Source organism: Lysinibacillus sp. A1 (assembly GCF_000801965.1).
GTDB classification, from domain to species: Bacteria; Bacillota; Bacilli; order Bacillales_A; family Planococcaceae; genus Lysinibacillus; species Lysinibacillus fusiformis.
Genome location: NZ_JSZM01000014.1, coordinates 80,576 through 101,509, shown reverse-complemented (window position 1 = coordinate 101,509; position 20,934 = coordinate 80,576). Strand labels below are relative to the sequence as shown.

General features: G+C 36.4%; 14 protein-coding genes. 8 read left to right on the top strand and 6 right to left on the bottom strand.

Annotation, left to right across the window (positions count from 1 at the left end):
• Positions 1-57 precede the first annotated feature (57 nt).
• Positions 58-1,002: an ABC transporter substrate-binding protein gene (locus PI85_RS13405; RefSeq protein ID WP_036122281.1), complete on the bottom strand. Its 945-nt coding sequence runs from the start codon at positions 1,000-1,002 to the stop codon at positions 58-60.
• Positions 1,003-1,103: 101 nt separating this feature from the next.
• On the bottom strand, positions 1,104-2,669 hold the full coding sequence (locus tag PI85_RS13400) for an ABC transporter substrate-binding protein (RefSeq protein WP_036122274.1): 1,566 nt from the start codon (positions 2,667-2,669) through the stop codon (positions 1,104-1,106).
• A 99-nt stretch (positions 2,670-2,768) separates the two neighbouring features.
• Here PI85_RS13400 and PI85_RS13395 point away from each other — a divergent pair, with 99 nt between their 5' ends.
• Both PI85_RS13395 and PI85_RS25060 read left to right on the top strand, forming a co-directional pair.
• On the top strand, positions 2,769-3,725 hold the full coding sequence (locus PI85_RS13395) for an ABC transporter substrate-binding protein (protein WP_036122272.1): 957 nt from the start codon (positions 2,769-2,771) through the stop codon (positions 3,723-3,725).
• Between the two features lie 71 nt (positions 3,726-3,796).
• Positions 3,797-3,928 carry a hypothetical protein gene (locus PI85_RS25060; protein ID WP_255350101.1) on the top strand — a complete coding sequence of 44 codons (132 nt, stop codon included), beginning with the start codon at positions 3,797-3,799 and terminating at the stop codon, positions 3,926-3,928.
• Positions 3,929-4,345: 417 nt separating this feature from the next.
• Here PI85_RS25060 and PI85_RS23610 read toward each other — a convergent pair whose 3' ends face one another.
• Positions 4,346-4,936, bottom strand: a complete 591-nt coding sequence (locus PI85_RS23610; protein WP_052323522.1) for a hypothetical protein — start codon at positions 4,934-4,936, stop codon at positions 4,346-4,348.
• A gap of 493 nt (positions 4,937-5,429) precedes the next feature.
• On the opposite strand from PI85_RS23610, the gene PI85_RS13385 reads away from it, so the two are divergent.
• From PI85_RS13385 to PI85_RS13365, 5 genes are all read left to right on the top strand, one after another.
• The gene (locus PI85_RS13385) at positions 5,430-6,386 is read left to right on the top strand and encodes an ABC transporter substrate-binding protein (protein ID WP_036122270.1); all 957 of its coding nucleotides are present in this window, start codon (positions 5,430-5,432) and stop codon (positions 6,384-6,386) included.
• Positions 6,387-6,483: 97 nt separating this feature from the next.
• Complete coding sequence (locus tag PI85_RS13380; protein ID WP_036122268.1) at positions 6,484-8,112, top strand: ABC transporter substrate-binding protein; 1,629 nt, start codon at positions 6,484-6,486, stop codon at positions 8,110-8,112.
• Between the two features lie 26 nt (positions 8,113-8,138).
• Complete coding sequence (locus PI85_RS13375) at positions 8,139-9,326, top strand: AraC family transcriptional regulator (RefSeq protein ID WP_036122266.1); 1,188 nt, start codon at positions 8,139-8,141, stop codon at positions 9,324-9,326.
• A gap of 45 nt (positions 9,327-9,371) precedes the next feature.
• On the top strand, positions 9,372-10,364 hold the full coding sequence (locus PI85_RS13370; protein WP_036122264.1) for an ABC transporter substrate-binding protein: 993 nt from the start codon (positions 9,372-9,374) through the stop codon (positions 10,362-10,364).
• Positions 10,361-11,161 carry an alpha/beta hydrolase gene (locus PI85_RS13365; protein ID WP_036122262.1) on the top strand — a complete coding sequence of 267 codons (801 nt, stop codon included), beginning with the start codon at positions 10,361-10,363 and terminating at the stop codon, positions 11,159-11,161. The genes PI85_RS13370 and PI85_RS13365 overlap by 4 nt, the downstream gene beginning before the upstream one ends.
• A 50-nt stretch (positions 11,162-11,211) precedes the next feature.
• On the opposite strand, the gene PI85_RS13360 is transcribed toward PI85_RS13365, so the two are convergent.
• Together PI85_RS13360 and PI85_RS13355 are read right to left on the bottom strand one after the other, a co-directional pair.
• Positions 11,212-15,564, bottom strand: coding sequence for an S-layer homology domain-containing protein (locus tag PI85_RS13360; RefSeq protein WP_036122259.1), 4,353 nt, complete (start codon positions 15,562-15,564; stop codon positions 11,212-11,214).
• Between the two features lie 445 nt (positions 15,565-16,009).
• Positions 16,010-17,578, bottom strand: coding sequence for a sensor domain-containing diguanylate cyclase (locus tag PI85_RS13355; protein WP_036122257.1), 1,569 nt, complete (start codon positions 17,576-17,578; stop codon positions 16,010-16,012).
• 499 nt (positions 17,579-18,077) lie between these two features.
• On the opposite strand from PI85_RS13355, the gene PI85_RS13350 reads away from it, so the two are divergent.
• A complete protein-coding gene (locus PI85_RS13350; protein WP_036122256.1) occupies positions 18,078-19,262 on the top strand; it encodes a CaiB/BaiF CoA-transferase family protein in 1,185 nt (394 codons plus the stop codon).
• 45 nt (positions 19,263-19,307) lie between these two features.
• Here PI85_RS13350 and PI85_RS13345 read toward each other — a convergent pair whose 3' ends face one another.
• Positions 19,308-20,783 (bottom strand): hypothetical protein, encoded by a 1,476-nt coding sequence (locus tag PI85_RS13345; protein ID WP_036122255.1) that lies wholly within the window; start codon positions 20,781-20,783, stop codon positions 19,308-19,310.
• Positions 20,784-20,934: the final 151 nt, after the last annotated feature.

Here is a 20,934-nt window from a genome sequence, read left to right as displayed (position 1 = left end):
CTTCTATAAGTTTCTTAATTGAGACGGTTAAACTAAATAATCGCTCACCATTTTCTACTATTTTTTATTCAGTAGCCAATTTGTTAATTCCTCAACTTGAGCCAAGACCGCTGTTGGGTCATAATACCATGAACGTTCCTCTGGCCAAACATAAAGATGGTCATTTTTCACAGCCGGTAAATTTCCCCATATTGGATCTTTCTTATAATCTTCAACCGTTCTATCATTCGAAGTCAAAATAATGTAGTCTCCTGCGTAATCTGCCAATACTTCTTCAGAAATTTCCGCCCACTGCTTTTCCATAATTTCATCTGCCTTTTTAGCTGGTAGCTTTCGACCAAGTGACTGATAGATTGGCTGTCCTCCCCGACCGAAGTTATCACCATAAACATAAATAGATTTACCTGCATCCTCAATAATAGAAAAGCTTGCATCCTCTGGGATAATCGCATCTACCTGTGCTTTAGCATCAGCAATCTTCTGATCATATTGGGAGAGCCAATCCTTTGCTTCTTGCTCTTTTCCAAGTAACTCACCGAAATATGTAAGCTCCTCATGCGCATTTTTCAATTCCCCGTATGGGATAACTACAGTTGGAGCAATTTTACTTAAAGCATCATAGTTTTCTCCATTGCCAGTAATAATCAAATCAGGTTTGAGTCCTAAAATCCTCTCAATGGATGGTTTCCCATAAACACCGATATCCTCTACATCCTTTAATGCATCCTTAACATAATAATTTTCAAGAGCCAAACCAGGAGCTCCTATGGGCTTCACATCTAAAACAAGTAGACTTGCGATATATTCCTCTGCTACAATTCGCTTCGGATTAGACGGAATAACAATATCACCTTTTATAGTCTGAACCGTTTTTGTCTCTGCTTCTTTCGCATCTTGCTCTCCAGTTGGATTAGCTGCCCTTTCCTCTTGGCCGCAAGCTGTTAACATAAGCATTATGAGCAGAAATAATAGTCCTACAATCTTTCTATTTTGTTTAAACAATTTTTTCCCTCCATACACAACAATTGATAATCATTCTCAATAATTGTAGAAGAATGCCAAATAACTGTCTATGCATGAAAGTGATTTATTGCCATGTTATTTTATGATGTCAGTACTTCCATCAATTTTTGTAATTGAACTGCTGTAGATAATGGATCATACCCATAAAATGTTTCATACTGGTTCATAAAATACACCTGTTTCTTTTGGACAGCCGCCAGCGACTTCCATTTATCAGAGTGTAATACTGCTAAGAGACTCTCTTTTCCTGAATCTTTTGTTGGAAGTGCCGTAACAAAAATATAATCAGCTGGAAAATGTACGATTTCTTCAATATTTACTGTTAAATATCCTGTCTTTTCTATATTATGTGCGACAATTTCGTCCGGCCGACTAAACCCTAAATCCTCGTAAAGTATATGGCTTCCCCTCCCATGACTACTATTTAGACAATAAGCTGCATGACTACCTATTTCCCAAACAATAGCGGTACCCCTTGCCCCAAATCGTCGATCAAGAAGCTGGTTACAGTGAACTATCTGTTCATCATATTGTCGAAGCCAATGATTGTACACTTCTCGTCTATCTACTAAATTTGCAATTAGTCCAAATTGTTCGCGCCAACTTAATTGTCTACAGGATAGCTCAAAAACAGGGCCTATTGACAGTAGAGCCTGCTTTTCCATGCTTCCACTATAGTTAATAACGACATCAGGACAAGCAGCTATTATTTCCTGATAATTCGAAGCAATATCTTGCTCATAGCCTGTAAGTTTCTGCGAGGATGGAACAGACTTAATATTTTCCAAAAATGGAGAGTACACCCCCAATACTGGCGTAATCCCTAGGGCCAGTAAGCAGGCAGTATGATTGGCATTCAGTACAATAAGACGTTTCGATTTTTGATAATAAACTGTAGGCGATACACCGACAATTTCTTTAAATTTCCGACTTAAATAGGTCCCCTCTCTGTAGCCTACTACTTGGGCTAAATCATCTAATTTTGGCATCCCTAATAATAGTTTTTTCTGAGATTCCCTTATCCTTAATAATGTTAAATACTCGCTATACGTATATCCAGTGTGCTTATGAAACGTACGAGAAAAATGTTCAGGACTTACCTGCGCTTTTTCAGCCATTTGCTCTCTTGTTAGATCTTCATTGAAATGTAGATTCATATAATCAAGTACCCTATCAATCCACAAACCTTCTTGTTCTTTGTTAGTACGTAAATGGTTGTACAGTTCTTCTAACATTTCAGCAAATAGTTTTTGTAAACGAAACGGATTACTTTCAACTGTAATCTTTGCTTCTCTTTCTATTTCCTTGACTAAATTCATGAGACGATATGGGCAATGTACCATTAAAGTGGTATTTTGTAATAAATTAACTATATTCGGGCCATATGCACGGTATATAATGACAACCCCTATACATTCATTTGCTTTAAGTAGTTGAAAATCGTCTCCATCATCCACAAACATAACAGAATTTGAGCTAAGCTGAAGCTGTCGACCTTGGAGCGTATAGATGGCATGACCCTCATAAACGACAATGATAAATGGGTATGCCAAACGCCCTCTCTTATCGCATAATAGTTCTTCTAGTTTCATAATTTGAATAGGTTGATAAAAAAATTGGCACAGTAACTCATTATCTTTGTACATTCTAGTTCTATCTCCTAATCTCTCCATTGATATTGATTATCATTATCATTATAATGGAATAGAATATTAGAAATCAATTGCATTGGGAGGATTATAGCTTTGACAAATTTTTTAAAAAAGAATTCCTTCTTCACAGGTATTCTCATTTTTTCGATGCTCTTAGCTGCATGTGGAAATCAATCAGTTCCATCAGCAGATAAGGCTAACGTTGATCACTCAAATCGTGTATTAACAGATTCATTAGGTAATGAAGTAACAGTCTCCGAAAGTCCCCAGCGTATTATTGCACCCTACCTAGAAGATCACCTCATCGCCTTAGGTATTAAGCCAGTAGCACAATGGTCAGTAAAAGGTGGGACGTCTATTCAAGACTACCTTCAGGGATCATTAAAGGACATTCCAACAATTGCGTTTGACCTTCCCTTTGAAGCAGTTACAAGCTTTAATCCAGATTTAATTGTAATCGGTTCATCAGAAATCGCAGAAGGGGAAAAATACGAGCAATATAGGAAAATTGCGCCTACATATGTAATGGGGGCAGAAGATAATAATTGGCGTAATAAGCTTCTGAAAGTGGGAGAAATTTTTAATCAAGTAGATAAAGCAAAGGAAGTCCTTACAGATTATGATCAATTTGCTAAAGAGGCAAAGGAGGATATTCACAATAAAGTGGGGAACCCTTCCGCCACTGTCATCTGGAATATTAACAATACAATTTATATGGTAAGCAATACAGCCTCGAGTGGTATTGTTCTTTATGAGGATCTTGGGCTAAAAACTCCTAGCCTAGTGAAAGAAATATCAGCTTCTGCTGCTGGTGATTGGTCACAAGTATCTTTAGAAAAATTCGTACAAATAGATGCAGACTATCTCTTTGTTATTAACAGTGATCGTGCAGGCAGTTCTACATTACTAAGTGATCCTCTCCTAGCAAATATACCCGCCATAAAAAATGGCCACGTTTATGAATTTGACCAAAGCTCAAGCTGGTTATATTCTGGGGCCATTGCCAATCGCCAAATCATTGAAAATGTGTTAGATAGTATCGCTAAGTAGAAATACATTTAGCAGCCTTAAACTGCCCCCAAACATTAGACAAGTTCTACAATTTGGGAGGCAGTTTTTCTATGGGTACATTACTGCTAAGGAAAAAATTATTAGTTGTTTTCGCTATTGAGGAGCAATTAAGCCAAAAAAGTGTGACATATATTACATTACTTTATGATTACTTTATTTATTATCTGTTACAGATTGATTAATTGAAAATTCATTACATATACAATTGAAGCAGTGCCTGTACTCCTTACAAAAATGAGGACTCAAAGTATGTCTCGTAAAACAACTGTTAAATAACTAAAATTAAAATTTTAAAAGTCAAAAAAAAATGTTAAAATAATATAAATAATAAAATTGGGAGATGAGGAAAATTATGGACAATAAATACAAGTTATTAGGACTTTCATGTATGATAATTCCTATATTATCCGCAATATACATTCTGTTAAATAGCAGTATTTTAATACCAAAAGGTTATGATCTTGCAATTGATGGATATGTAATATCCAGAAATTTAATGGTTATTTTTTTACTATATTCACTTTCAAAATTAGGATACTTCTTCTCTACAAAATTGAAACAAGACTAACTATATTAGCTAGTCTTGTTTTAATTAATTGTTACTTAGCATTTATTAATTTAAATTCTCCATATTGTGGAACCTTAACAGTATAACTATTACTTTTCAGTACTTTTCCAGTTACTAAATCATAATACTCTCTAGTACCCGTTTCCACTTTATAATATACTCTATATCCCATATAAACGGTTTTATTAGGGTCAGCATTCAATGTATATCCTATCGAGCTAGTGATAGATTTTGAAGTTGATATTCCTAGTCCATCTATTGCTCCAGATACATCAGTTCCAAAAGTGACACTTTTGGTTGCTGTAATAGAACCGCCTCCTTTGCCTGTCGTTATATTATCAGAAGCTCTTTTATAGCCCGACCATTCATTGAATGTTTTTACATTTACCTTTCGATATCGGAAATCATTAACAAAATAAGGTGTAACCTCTTCTGAATCTACTTCTATTTCTTCTGGATTAACTACCTCTTCTGAATCTACTTCTATTTCTTCTGGATTAACTACCTCTTCTAAATCTACTACTTCTTCTTCTGCTGCTGCTGCTGTCTGCGAATCCATTGTAAATGCAACGGTAACTATAGATAGTAAAATCACAAATGGTAATATTAAATTTTTTAACATAAAATAACCTCCTATGTAAATTATTGTATATTTTTATAATACCATATTTTTCTAAATAAGGAAGTGTAATTTTATATCTTATCCAAAAAGTTTTATACCTTATACAAATTTCCGTTACATTTCATCTGTAAAATTATGGAACAATTCACCTTTTGTCGTTACTGCCTTGTTTATTCAAAATTTTTTACATCGCTGATTATACTAATTAAACGGCTAAATGTTCATGAAACACATTATTTCAACATAAAAGGATGATTGTTACTCTCCGCCAACTTTAATCATTTTAGCTCTATTATCCCTTCCCCATATGCTCAAAAAATTTTTCATATGTTTGAAAATGCTCATGGTTCTTTAAAGTCTCGTGGGCTCAGCCCACATCAATGCGATTTTTGGATAAACCTCAATGAACTATATTTAGTTTGTCCATTGTTCTAAAATAAGGTTTAATTTATGCTAACGTATGATAATGATTATCAATTACGGAGGAAAAGATATGAAAAAAGTAAATCGACATATGTTCATTTGTAGCCTCTTACTACTGGTTGGAGTCCTATTGGCTGCTTGTGGTTCTAACAATGAAGATACTAATCAAAAAGAGACAGCAACGTCAGAACCGACAACACGTATTTATAAGGATTATTTAGGTCATGAGGTAGAAATCCCTGTGAATCCTGAGAGAGTAGTTTATCATGGCGAAGGATACGGGGATGTGCTTGCATTAAATTTCAAAACAGTTGGTGCAGGATTCTCCTGGATTACTGATTATGCTTGGGAAGATCGTGTAAAAGATGTGGAGGACGTTGGTTTTCCGATTAATGTAGAGCAAACATTGTCATTAAAGCCAGACCTTATTATTATTGGTACTGCCGATGATAAAACATATGAACAGCTTTCTAAAATTGCTCCAACTATAGTGTTTGATACGTTCGCACCTTTGAACCAACGTTTAACGGAACTGGGCGATATACTGAATAAAAAAGAAGAAGCCGCTCAATGGATAGCTGATTATACAGAAAAAGCGGATAAAATGTGGGAGTCGCTTGTGGCTGATGGGACGGTTAAACCAGATGAAACTGCATCTGTATTAACATATTATCCAGGTGATCGATTATTTGTAATGGCACGTGCAGGGCTTTCTCAAGTTTTATACGATTCAAATGTTCTTAAGCCTGGTGATAAGATTCAAAAAATACTTGATGATGGCACAGGCTTTGCTGAAATTTCTACAGAGCTTCTTCCTGAATATGCTGGCGATCGAATTTTCATCCTAACACCAGTAGATGATGAAGCAAAACAATCGACAAAAGAAATGATGAATAGTCCAATTTGGAAAAACCTACCTGCTGTAAAAAATGGGCATGTTTACACAATTGATATTCAAAAAAGTGATAGCGATGCCTCAACTAGAGAATGGTTATTAACCGAATTACCTACTATGTTAAAAAAATAGATTTAAAGAGACATTTCATCTTTGTTGAAATGTCTCTTTACTTTTTATACAATAAAGTTAATTGATAATCATTTTCATTTAGCAAGGATGTGAATAAATGGAAGACAATCATTCTTTTAGACATAATTTATTATTTCATTTAGAAGATATTGACTGTATTTCACAGAGCTACCCTTTTATTTGCCCATCACACCATACCATGATACTTTTTACGGATGGCTGTGGGACATTAACAATAGATGACATTCCCTATTTGGTGACCAAAGGAAAGATTTTTCTTATACAACCTCATTCCATGATCGATTTATCGGATCTAACAAATGAATTCTGCTTCTATAAAATAACCTTTACGGCTTTCCAGCTACAACTGGAGCTCCCTTCTCCTTATCTAGGACCTATTTTTTCTGATGAAGTGGAGCATACCGTTTATCCGAATACACGATTTATCCGTCTTACACAAGATCTGTATCAATTAAAGACCCAATCGGATTATTTTAAACAGCAAGGTATTTTATATGAACTATTAAATTTATTATTTGAACATCAGCTTCATAGAAATGTCCAATTAACTATGACGAAGGCAGTCGAGGAAACGATCAATTATGTACATAAATATTATCAACAGCCTTTAACCGTTAAGATGTTAGCTGAACTTGCTCATATAGCCCAATGGCAATATAGTACAATCTTTCAATCTTTAACGGGGAAGAAGCCGCTAGATTATATTACAGAATTACGTCTTACTAACGCAAAGGAATTATTATTACAAACTAATGAGCCATTAAAGGATATTGCACAACAAGTTGGATTTGATGATGAATATTATTTTAATCGCCGCTTCCGACAGGTGATCGGTATTCCGCCAAAACAGTTTGCCCGAAAATATAGGCAACGAACGGTTGTAAAAGATTGGACAGGACATGAAGTCACGATCCCATCCGCACCTCACCGAATTATTTATCACGGAGAAACGTTTGGGGATATGCTGATCTTTGATGTTCAACCAATAGGCGGTGACAAGAAGTCTATTAGTAAATCCTTTTATAAAAACCATGTTCCTTATATTCAAGATGTTGCCTTTCCCATTAATCTTGAAAAATCTTCAAAGCTAAACCCAGATTTAATTATCTTTACAAATAATGATGAGCAGCAATATCAAGCACTATCATCAATTGCTCCAACTATTACCTTAAATTCTTGGGATTCTTTAGAGGAACGCATCCTTCTATTAGGACAATGGCTTAGCCAACAACAACGTGCAGAAGATTGGCTAGCCCGCTATAAAGTCCAAGAAAAAACGATGTGGCAAAAGCTCCAATCAGTCGTAGACCCAGGTGAAACAGCAACGGTCTTGACCTTTGATCATGGTAAACGCCTTTATGTCATGGGCTGTACAGGTCTAGCTCCTGCTCTTTTTCATCCAGATGGATTTCAGCCTCACCAGCAAGTAAAAGAATTGCTTCAAACAGGCAATGGATATAAAGAAATACCAATAGATCAGTTACCAAAGTATGTTGGTGATCGAATTTTCTTGCTTTTATCGGATAAACCCGACTCGCAAATGGCCACGATGAAATTGATGAATAGCGATATTTGGAAGGACCTCAAGGCTGTACAGAACAACCACGTATATTTAGTAGATGCAACAAAGTGGAATTATAACGATGCCTTTACGAGAGAAAAATTACTTGGCGCTTTACCGAGATTAATAATTACTGCAAAGTAATATAAATTCAAGGGGTGACATTTTATATGAAAACAGAAAGTATGACAGATCGAATGACGACGCAAATATCATTAAAGGATATACGTGATTATATTGCTAAAAATCATCACCAGCCTCTGACGATTGAGCATCTCGCAATCATTTCTGGTCTTAGTTCTAGCTACTTTGGAGAGGCATTTAAAAGGGCATTTGGGCTAAGTGCCACAGATTACTTAACAGAGCTGCGTATTGGACATGCCAAACAATTATTGCGTGATACCGACCTATTACTGCGTGAAATTGCTAGAGAAGTTGGCTACAGTGACGAATTTTATTTTAGCCGTAAATTTAAAAAGGAGGTGGGGGTTTCACCCTCCGCTTTTAGTAAATTAGCACGCCAGCGTATTTCTACCTTTTCAGTGTCCACTATCGGAAACTTACTAGCTCTTGGCATCATTCCCGTTGCGGCTCCACTGAATGCTAAATGGAGTCCTTATTATTACAATCATTATCAGGACAAAATCCAAGTGCATGTGAATATATTTGATGCAGAATCAGAGGATAACTTTAGAAAATTAACCTCCGCTAAGCCTGATATTCATATTTTTCAAGAAGAGCCCTCTCTTTCCATGCTTGGTTGGCTTCAAACATTTGGCATTAAAAGTGTTTATATTGAAGCTAAGGATTGGCGAACACAACTAAGAGAAATAGCCGTTGCTGTCAAAAGGCAAAGCGTGTGTGAGTATTTCATACAGTCCTACGAACAAAAGGTATTAGAGGCTAAGCAAGAAATTAAACGAGTGACCAAGGAAGATAGTTTTGCCGTTCTACGATTATGTGGCGATCAATTATTTTTATATTGCAATAAAGGGATTCAGGATGTCCTATTTACAGATTTGCAGCTCTCCCCTATTGATGGGCAACAGCAAACATGTAACGAGCTAATTACGCTTGATCAGCTAGTAGATATAAACCCAGATCGTTTACTTTTTATCGTATGTCCAGATTCTCAGACTAGAAATTATTGGCTTACTTTACAATACCTTGATCGTTGGAAAGAGCTCCAAGCTGTAAAAAATGGACATGTCTATGTTTTGCCATCAAATCCTTGGTTTGAATACTCTGCTATTGCGATAAATCGAATGTTAGATGAAATGTTGCTCATGTTAACCGGAAAAAATCCAAACTCTTTTCCTGTCCCCGTCCATGGTATCGTATCCGATAGTGAATTATAATTCCATTTGAGAATGATTATCAATGGAAGGGGACATTGAACTACAATGAAACACAATGGTCGTAATCAAACGATTATAAAATCTGTCTATATTCTAGCCACTTTAATGCTAGCTATTGGATTACTTTCTGCCTGCAATACCCAATCAAGCAATAACGAAAAAAAGGTAGAAGCACAGGTAAACTCAAACAATAGTAAGGAGCAAAAAGTTTATCCATTAACCATAAAGGATGAGGCTGGCAATGAAGTAACATTACCAGCTAAGCCCACTAAAATATTCGCACCTGTTTTGGAGGATTCCTTACTAGCTCTTGGTATTAAGCCTACTATGCAATGGTCGAATGGTGTTAAACCACAGCTCTATTTACAGGATCAGCTACAAGGCATACCTGAAATTAGCTTTGCAAGCGGCCCCCCATCTCCTGAAACGATTATGGCAGATAAGCCAGACTTAATTGTTTTGCATAATTCGTTTTATATTGAAAATGGCACATATGAAAAATACGCAAAAATTGCGCCAACCTATGTGTTCAAAAATGCAGCAACTGATATAGAAGGTTCAATTAAAGTGTTAGGGCAATTACTAGACGAGCCCGCTAAAGCACAGCAAGCTATACAGAATTATCAAGAAAAGGTGGATGCAGCAAAATCAAAGCTGGCTTCCAAAACGGAAGGCAAAAAAGTAGCGTTAATTCGCTTTAACGCCAAAGGGATGTTTTTCATGACAGATGAATATTTCAGTGGGTATGTGTTAACACATGAATTAGGATTCGAGCAAAGTAGCTACGTGAAAAACGGTGCATTTGAAGTATCTTTGGAAATTCTCCCTGAGCTAGATGCCGATTATATTTTCCTGATCAATGATGGCAATCTTGGAAATTCATTCATTAATGAACTGAAGGACAGTACTATCTGGCAAAGTACAGATGCCTTCAAAAGTAATCAGGTATTTGAAACATCTGAGGATTATTGGCTAAATGGTGGTATTCATGCACAAGAGAAAGTGATAGACGATGTATTGGAGTTTTTAGCACCATGACAACAAAGATAAAGAAACCGTATGTATCAGAAACTTATTTTGAATATGTCATGACATCCCACAACCAGTTAGATTATCGAATATTAATTGCTAACCCGACAGATGCACCACCAGCAGATGGTTATGCTGTTATTTATGTACTAGATGGAGACGCTCTTTTCCCAACGCTTGCAGAGGCGGTAAAATTACAAACGCGCAAACCAAAAGGCTATGAGCCCATTCTTGTTATTGGTATTGGCTATCCCTCTAAGGAACCCTTTGATATGGAACGACGCTGCAATGATTTTACCCTGCCTGTTAGTGATGGAAAGCTGCCAGCACGTCCAGATGGAACCCCTTGGCCACCAAACGGCAAAGCCAACCAGTTTCTAGACTTTATTGAACATGAACTAATGCCTACTGTCGAAAAAGAATGGCCCATCAACAAAAAGAAACAAGCGGTTGTTGGTCATTCCTTAGGTGGTCTTTTCACACTATATGCTTTATGTGCAAGACCTCATTTATTCAGTCATATTGTAGCTGGCAGTCCCTCTGTGTGGTGGGCTGACAATGCGGTACTAAAAGTAATAGACCAATTTTTTGAAGATTGGAAAGGTCAGCATACTATTAATTTCTTACTCACAATCGGTGCTAACGAGCTTCCAGATATGTTAGAGGGAGCTGATTTAGCGGCTGAACGACTGAAGCGATTAAGCGAACAGAACGTTCACACTCAATATGTGAAATTTGATGAGGAAGACCATGTTAGTGTCCTTCCTAGTATGCTTGGTCGACTTCCACGATTTTTAGATACTTAACTATTAAAAAAACCAAGTAGATTTGTAAAATCTACTTGGTTTTTTGATAATTATTGAATGGAAGGATCTTTATAACCAACCTTCGCATAGAACTTGTGGAAATTACCGTATTTATCTTCTAATACAATCGTCACCCAGTCACCATTGAAGAATTTAGCCGGATGTGTAAGTTCTTTTGTAACACGAGCTACATTTGTCCCAACTGTTCCTGTTCCCTTTGATAAAGAACTGTCTGAACCATGTACGACTGCTTGAATCACTTGTGCAGGAGTTCTACCTGTAATAACTGAAGCATCTGTTCCAGCTGTATCAGATAAATAGTAATACTTCAGTAATTCACCATTTTCATAGAATTGTGAAGCAGAGCCAAGTAAATCAAATGTTGCCTGTACTTTTCTATCGTCACCAGGAGAAACCAAATAGTTTAGTTTAATTTCCATAAACTTCGCATCCAATGTTCTGTATAAATATTGTCCAGTATTGACAAATTTATGGCCTTCATAGCCTGGAATCATGAAGTCTCGAGTTTCCTCTTTCATTGTAACTTTTATCGTTTGATTTGCATCACTTAATGTTTTTGGTTTAATAATGAGCTTACTCTCTTTTGTGGTATCTGTCCCAACAGTATAAGTAACTTGCTCGTATTTAGCTGTCACATCTACCTCATTACCATTAATATCCTTTGAGGTAATTGTCAAAATATCCGCTAAATTAACACCTGGACTTTCAAGTTTGGACTTACCATTTTCATCACGCATTATTGTTTCATTAAACGTGATTGTAAATGTATCATCGCTATTACGATAGATAAGTCCTGGGTATTGTTTATTGTCCAATGGAGAAACCATTCCAATGCTTGGTGGTGTACCATCCGAATAGAAATTCTGCTTCATCAAGCCATCAGATGTTCGATCATGGTCATTATATGAATCATTCGCCTTATAGATTGTGAAATTCCCTGGAGTGTCCTCTACACCTACATAAACGACATATTCTGTATGTGGTTTAAGGGATACACCTCTCGCATCCAATGTCCCTGAAAGACCTTTTCCAATTTTTTCAACCGATGGGCTAGCTTTAAGTTTTGATTCTAAATATTTTTCATCTGCGGGTGCAGTTAAATTGGCATCCGGATTATCAATTAGATTGCCATCCTTATCTTTAATTCTTCTTTCAACAAACCAGTAATGAACTTTTGCTGTTTCATTGGTTTCGAAGCTAATAGTGGCCTTTGTATCATCTTTTTCTTTTGCTTTTATCTCTATATTACGTAGTAAAGGAGCTTTAGTATCTTCAAATACTGTCTTAGGACCCGCGATTTTAGAAAGTTCTCCACCACGATCTCTTAGCACCATGTAAACAGTATAACTATTAAACGGATCAAGTTTATTTTGTTCAATAGAGACAGGGAATTTTTGTGTAGCTGTTTCCAAATCTGCAGTACCCGAACCTCGTTGGATATAAATATCCTTTCCACCAATTTGGAAATAACCAGATTTACTAGAATCATTCCCAAATTCATTTATAAAATCACGTTCTGTAATTTTATGATCTGTTAAATACTGTTGGAAAGTCTTCGTTTCGCCATTATCTACTACTGTACTTGGTAGTATCATATAATAATATGTCCCGGCCTTATTCGGTTTAAATTCGATTTCAGCTCGTCGGAAACCATCAGATTCATCTGTTTTATTAATTGTATTTACAATTGTTACTACTGGCATTACAGTATCTTCATGTCGATACTCAGCATAATTACGAATAGGGTCACCTGGCTTCACCGTATTTGTGTTTTCAAATGCATTATCTGCTAAGTCTTTGACACCTGGTAAAACCGTTACACGTAATGTATCACCATTAACAAACCCTGTATCAGATGGAATTGTTAATAATACTTTTTTATCCCCTGCTTTATACTCAACAGCTGAAGGTTTAATTCCTTTTTCTCCAGTTACATTTACTATTACGGTACCCGTTAATAAGTAATTGTTAATATCGTTAGCACTTGCAGGATCTAATGCCTCACTCACAGTCAATTCAAACTGGTTATTGCTCTTTCTAACTAATTTACCTTGTTCAACATAAGGATTAATATTATCAAGCTCTCCCGTTTTGAAATCCTTTACAACAGCAGGATCTACAGAGTAGTTTCCTGAATCGTCCTTCATTACAACATAAAGCTGATAATCTGTCTCCGGATCAAGTCCTGTCAAGATTCCAGTTATGCCAAGTTCACCAGCTTTTGCTTTCCCTTGACCTGTTGGGTTAGCGACGATGTCTGCCGTTGTCGGGTCAGCTGCTGTTGTTTTCTTACGTACATAGTAGTAATAATCTCCAGGCTCACTTGCTGCAAATTTGAATTCAGCTCTTGTGCCTCCGTGTAAAGGTGTAACTTGTAAAGATTTCACTACTGGCGGTGATGCATCTTTCATCTGGAACGCTTGAGAAACAATATCCGATGCATTTTTCGAGCCGTCTACCACCATGATGTAGATGACATATTCTTTTTTCTCACCTAGATTGGATACTTTAACGGAGTTTGTACCTTTTACAGCGGCACCACTTCCATAAGCTACGTTTTCATTTGAAAGGTGATTAACCATTTCACGTTTATTTGGTACCTCGGCACCTTTTTCACGGACAATATAATAGTACGTACCGACTTCATCGGATGTGAAGTCCGCCTGAATCTCACTGCCATTGAGCACTTTGACATTTGTAATGCTAACGATAGGTTTTGTTTTATCATCAGGGTTTTGATTCTCGTTTTCATCTTTATCAATTGGTTTGCCATCTGGGTCAGTAATACTGCCTATATTATCTTTATCATCAAGGAAATCGTCGAAGATATTATTCGGTGAACCATCCTTAGGTAAGATGACCTTATCGATATACGTATAATCTCCAATATCGATTTTACCGTATAAATTATCCACAAATAATGTGCCAATTCGACCGTAGATATATAATTCAAGATCTGTGCGGCTATTGTAGTTGATCCAATCAATATTTCCTGAACCATAAATTGTTAACGGTGTTTCTGTAGTAAGATTTAACGTACCAATATAGCCTTGAATTTCAAATTCGCGAACACTTCCAATAATGTCTACACGTGGTAGTTTCATATTGGATTCGATTTTTGTACCTGTTTGAGATACTACTAGTCTCGAAACAGTACTGTTATAAAATTCAAGATGCTTTTCAACATTTTTCATTTCCTGTTTTTCGTTAGACCAGTTGACAAACGGCTTATCTTTTTCTGGTTTTTGATTCATCCAATTCTGAAGATCGTTTGTTGAATTGTTAATAGATGAATCTTCACCCTTAGTATTATCAGGATCTGACCAGTTGATAAATGAGATATTGTTACTTGCCACACGTCCAATTGATAAAGGCTGATTATAAGTAGTAGCCCCTAAATGTAGTGGTGGACGAACTGTTTCATTGACAAACATAGTACCAGTCATCTTCAGATTATTAAATTCAATATAATTACCATTAACTTCGATAGTAGCACCTAATGAACCATGATCTCCATCGAATTCAAGTAAATCCTTGCTTGTACCACTAGCATTTATAGTTAATTTAGAAATAGATAGAATCTTCTTACTAGAAAGAGTACCTTCAATATAAGCACCCTTTAAAACTGGTGCATTATAGTCGTTAAAAATATGTGAAAGGTTTTCTGCTTTATAAGCCTTCCCATTTATATAAACGGCATCATCATCGACACTTGTAATTTTGTAAGATGTTTCATTATTTTTCTTTTCTTGTGAACGGACAACAAAAGAAGCAAACTGTCCACGATTTACAGGATCAAACGGTGAAAATGTTACAGGTGTCGTTCCTTCCGTAATGTTCAAATCGATTAGTGTTTGAATATAGATTGCATTGCTTGATTTGCTATCTACATCTTTAAAAATGTTGTTGTAACTAGGAGAAACCTCCAGATGGAATGCTAACACTAATATTTTAGCTAATTCTCCGCGAGTCATTACTTCATTGGGCATAAATGTGCCATTTGAATAACCGGACATAATGCCTGCATTTTGCAGTGCCGCTACAGATTTATAAAAATCGCTCCCCTTCGGAACATCTTTATAATAAGGGTCTTGGACATTTCTAGTATCCAATTTTAATGCCGTAGCCAGCATTTTTGCTACTTGTCCACGAGTTACATTGACATCTGGACGGAAGGTATTATCGGCAAACCCGTTAATTACGCCCTGAGAATACAACTTTAATATATCGTTATAATGAACCGAGTATTGATCTATGTCTGTAAAGGGAGAAGTAGCCGCTGCCGCTTTTTGTGGTGAAGGCACTACAACAGCAATCCCACTTGAAGCAAATACTGTTGCTATCAAGGCTTTATTTACTTTTTGGATTTTAGATTTATCCATTCCACTCTTCCTTTCACTTATGTATTTTGATACGTACAAATATCATTTTCATCATACCCTTTATATCGACCAAGAGCAGGTGAATCTTCATAGATAAATGTAAAATAGTCCAGTAAATTTATTGATAAATATAGCACTACGAGACTACTCATACAGCCAAATATTTCTATCCCATTTTCCGACAACAAAAAAGCCAAGGAGCATCGGTGCTCACTTGACTTTCACGATATATAGGCATACATCTAGTCGTACTTGTGGTGTCATAAGGGAAAGGGGGATAACCTTACGTCTTGTCAAGTCGATCGAGAGATGTGACCCGAATTACATATCATTTGAACATAGTTATGGTCATTTGGCGAATGACTTACAAATAGCTTGCCCAAATGATGTTTGCATTAATCAATTACCCCAAAAATCAAAAATATAAGCTTATTTTAATCAATTTTTACTTTATTTTTTGTACGGCAATCTTAACTTGATTTCGTCCAGCTTGTTTCGCCTCATATAAGGCTCCATCAGCCGCTTCAATTAACGTCTCTGTTGTAGCAGCCATTTCTGGATATAGGGCTATCCCTGCTGATAATGTTACGGGTCTACCACATGGACTTTCCATTTCAGCCAATTTCCCCCTCAATTGTTCCGCCACTTGCTGCGCCTCTTTGGCAGCTGTATTCGGCAGAAGCATCACAAATTCCTCGCCACCATAACGACAGCATACATCCCCTTCTCGCGCTACAGATTGCATATGCTTGGCTAAAAACTGCAGGACTTTATCACCAACAGCATGACCATATGTGTCGTTCACGCTTTTAAAGTGATCTAAATCTAGCAAAATAATGGCATGAGGCACCTTATTCTCTAACCACTCCGCCAGCATAGCATCCATCGTTCGACGATTGGTAACACCCGTCAATGGATCTACGGTTGATTGATCCTTGAAAAATGTAACCTGTCCATGTAAAAACGATAGACTTCGAATTAAGACATTCTTCAACGAATGGGCTTCAAAGTACCAGCCACTGACTGATTTTAAGCCTTCTACATTTTTCTTATCTAGACTTTCTTCTGTTAACGTCGCTAATTGTTGTAAAGGATTAGCAATGCGAGTCGCTGCCCAAAGCACAATAACAATTGACACAATCATAAGCGGTACAGATTGAATAATAACTTCCTGTACTCTATCGAATGAAGGTGCCAGTGCTACTTCTAAAGGCTTTTGGGCGACAACTCCCCAACCTGTGGAAGGCACTGTACTAAACCCGGCAAGCATTTTCACTCCTTTTGTGTTGTCAACGATTTGAATCCCACTCTTACCGGACATCACAGCCTGAACGACTTTATTTTTTGTGACAACATCATTGATACGGCTTGGGTCCTGATGATAGATCACACGTCCATCTGAATCTACAACATATACGTAGGAACCATCCTTACTATAATGTTCTCCTAATAACGTTTTAAAGGCGTTTGGTTCTTTTAGATAAATTGTTCCCGCTACCATTCCTAAGTACTCGTTAGATGCCGAAAAGATAGGTTGGGATATAAAAATAATGAGGCGTCCTGTTATCGCCTCGTAAGGCTTAGAAACTAGTGGTATTTTTTTGGCCAATGCCTCTTGTGCGCCAAGAGATGTTAAAACCTCACCTTTAATTTCAATGGAGGGCGGTGATACAGATAAAACAAGTCCCTCTGCATTTGTTATGACTACTGAATTGAACATTTCATTTTGTAATCTTAGACGGTCTGTTTCTCTATTTAAAATTTGCTCATCATCCAAATTTCCACTCACTTGATTCGCGCTATAACTTAAAATTTGAAAGGCTTCATGAAGATAAGCGTTTGCTGTTGAAGCTAATTTCTGTGCATACACTCGATTTGTTTCAAGTGTATTTTCCTTGATGGAGTCAACATTCATTCTATATCCGCCCCAAACACTACCTATGCTTGTAAAGAAGAATGCAGCCATAGCTACTCCCATAATTAAATGCTTTAATTTTAACTGATGTGATTTCATTACTTCCCACCTATATATGTTAGTATGTTTATATTTTTTTACAATTAGTGCCTATTATAAGCAACAGCTCTTCAAGAGAAAAGGAATTTTCTGAAGAAATTCCTTCCGTTAAACGCTAGAACATATCCCTAGGATTGTATCAATAAAGAGGGTCGAATAATATGGCTATCCTGTAAACTTTCTCTATCCAATGAGCTCTTTACTTCTCACCGAATTTTCTAATATTTGACAATAGTTGTCTGACAATTGCTACAAAATCTAAATTCTAAATTTTTTTACTTTTATTGTTATTCTGACATATAAAAGTAGAATTGTTTATTCTATAATAAAATTAACATAGGCAAGGAAAGATTCATTCTGTTATAATACTGATTAAAATTAAATATTCTGTATTATTACAGTTTTGTACAACGCTTTTCGCACAATGGGGATTATGAGAAAAGCGCTACTCAACCATCCTTGATGGTCGTGTAGCCTACACAAAAAGGGGTTGAAAGATTTGGGTATTTTAAAGGGGTTAAAAATTCTCGATTTTTCTGCATTACTACCAGGGCCAATGGCAACAATGATTTTTGCTGATTTAGGAGCCGATGTCATACATGTTGAATCTTCCAAACGCGTGGATTTAACAAGAATTATGCCTCCTTACGATGATGATCATGAAGCATATATCCATCAACATTTAAATCGTTCTAAAAAATCGATTACGTTAAATTTGAAATCACTAGAAGCTATTGAAATTGTAAAATCTCTTGTACAAGAATATGACGTAATAATTGAAGGTTTCCGTCCTGGGGTTATGCAAAGACTTGGGATCGGCTACGAAGCTCTTAAAGAAATAAATCCACGGGTAATTTATTGTGCGATTACAGGTTATGGTCAAACGGGACCATATAGCAATCGACCTGGGCATGATAATAACTACCTTTCATTAGCCGGTGTCCTTGATTATTCTCGCCATAAGGATAAAAAGCCTGTTTCCATGGGAATTCAGCTAGCTGATATTGCAGGTGGAACGATGCATGCTGCGATTGGGGTACTAGCCGCTGCCCTTCAACGTGAGAAAACAGGTAATGGTCAATTCATTGATATTAGCATGACGGATGCTGTATTTTCACTAAATGCTATGTATGGCTCAGCCTTTATTGGAGGTGGACGTGTACCACAGCCAGAACAGGAAATTTTAAACGGTGGCAGTTACTATGATTTTTATAAAACAAAGGATGGCCGCTTCTTCTCTGTCGGTAGTTTAGAGCCTCAATTTCGGAAATTGCTTTGTGAAGCACTGGATATTCCTGAATTGATTGATAATACTTTCAATGATTCCTACTACACACAAATTCGTTTTAAAGAAGCTGTTCACGATGCTTTTTTATCGAAAACGTATGAGGAATGGCTAAAAGTATTTAATGAGGATTTTGAAGGTTGTGTGGAGCCTGTTCTCACATTCCCAGAAGCCTGTGAGCATCCGCAGCTAAAAGCAAGAGAAATGATTGTTGAGATTCCTAAAGGGGATGGCACAGTACAACAGCAAATTGCTTCACCTTTTAAATTTGATGGCTCTGCACCAGAATACAAGCATGTTGGTGCTAAGCTAGGTGAGCATAATGAGGAAATACTAAGTTCATTAGGCTACGATACCGAACAAATCAAGGCTTTAAAGGATAGAGGCGTTTTGGAATAAAAAAAGTGTCTAATACTGTCGATGAAGGACGTATTAGACATTTTTTTATACATAGGCACTAATAAATACTCGAAGATTTTCAAAATGATCATCAATTAATAAATATTTTTTATAGATTTCCATTAATTTCTCAAAAAGCTCAAATTGCTCCGTTACAAATAACACCCGTAAAATATTTAGCATATGCAAGGAAGCACTTTGAGCCACGATATAGTAAGGGACATCCGGTTGACGATAATTTTGTCGCCACTCCTCTACTGACAAACCAATATGCTGTAATGAGTTGTTCACCTGTAGAGCAATATCCTGTTGAACGTATGCCTCAATAGCAATTAGCTGTTCACTGCTATAGTTTTTTTGTACTAAAGAAGTATTTATTTTTTTGTTAGACGCTAATACATGTTCCTTTAAAAGCAGTAAGCCATCTTCATAACGTGTCGCTTTTACATAATGATCAAGTAAAATCGCATATAAGTTTTCTAAATAATTTAGTTGATAATTTTTTATAATTGCAGGTGGTGTAGGTTTCCGATTTGGCAAAAGATCTTTATATTCCAATAAAATTTCGATAGCATAATTATTTAAGCGCTCATCCTCTAATAAATATTCACCATAATGTATAACATTTTCACTGTGCTGTTCTCTATTTGCTATATGAAATAAAATATAGGCAATTAACACTTTTTCCTTCTCTGTTAGAGCATACATAGAGTATCGCCATTCCGCTTCAAATGAAGTTATAAAGTCTTTGACGCGATGATAGTCACCTTCCGATAAGCAATAATGTGTCACAATTTGGTAAAGTCGTAGCTGTTTCTTAGCCAAACAGCTAGATTTATTTTTATCCACATGAGTTATACACTTATCCAGTATCACTTTATAGTTATTCACAAAGTTATCCACATGTTCACAGCTCATTTTCATAGAATGCTCGAAATGTCCCATTATTTCATAAAGAAATGTGAATTGTTCTAATGGTCTGTGGATAAAAAGTGAATAAACTTTTTTTGTGAACAGCCAATGCCAAAAAGATGTATGTTCCTTATACATCATATGCACTAAATACTCATCCTGAAATTTATACAACATAATTGTCTGTAGCTCATTCACTGGCATTTCCATCTGCATTCTTTTCCCAAAAACCAGCCAAATTAATCGTTCAAGGTCTATTGTATGTTGGGCAAAGAGCTGCTCAAAGAAAGTTTCTTTTCCTTTTTGCGTATAAAAAAAGGCATTGAGCCGATCATTCACAAATTTTGCATCTAAACCATATTTGTCAAAATACATTTGCATTTCTGTTGATGCACGGCCCCAATATTTACGTGCTGTGGAAAAGGCAATATTCATAGCCATTTCTTCGTTTACTAAAAATCGTTTGGATAAGAGCGAAGTACCAAGTATTTTTGGATCTTCTTGCAGATCTACCTCTGCCTCTAGCCATGTTGCAAGTAAATTTTCAGCACCCTCTACATTACCTTGTTTATATGTCATGAATAATTGCTCATCACAGTCCAGCAGCATACAATTGGAGCCTCCCATCAAGTTCGACCAACAAAGATCTTCCCCTATCTTTAAAATTCATGTTTTTAACACTCTTTCTTCAATATAACAAATCTTACCTAACATATGCTAAAAAAATAGTGGTATGCCTATCAAAAATGCATGCGAATAA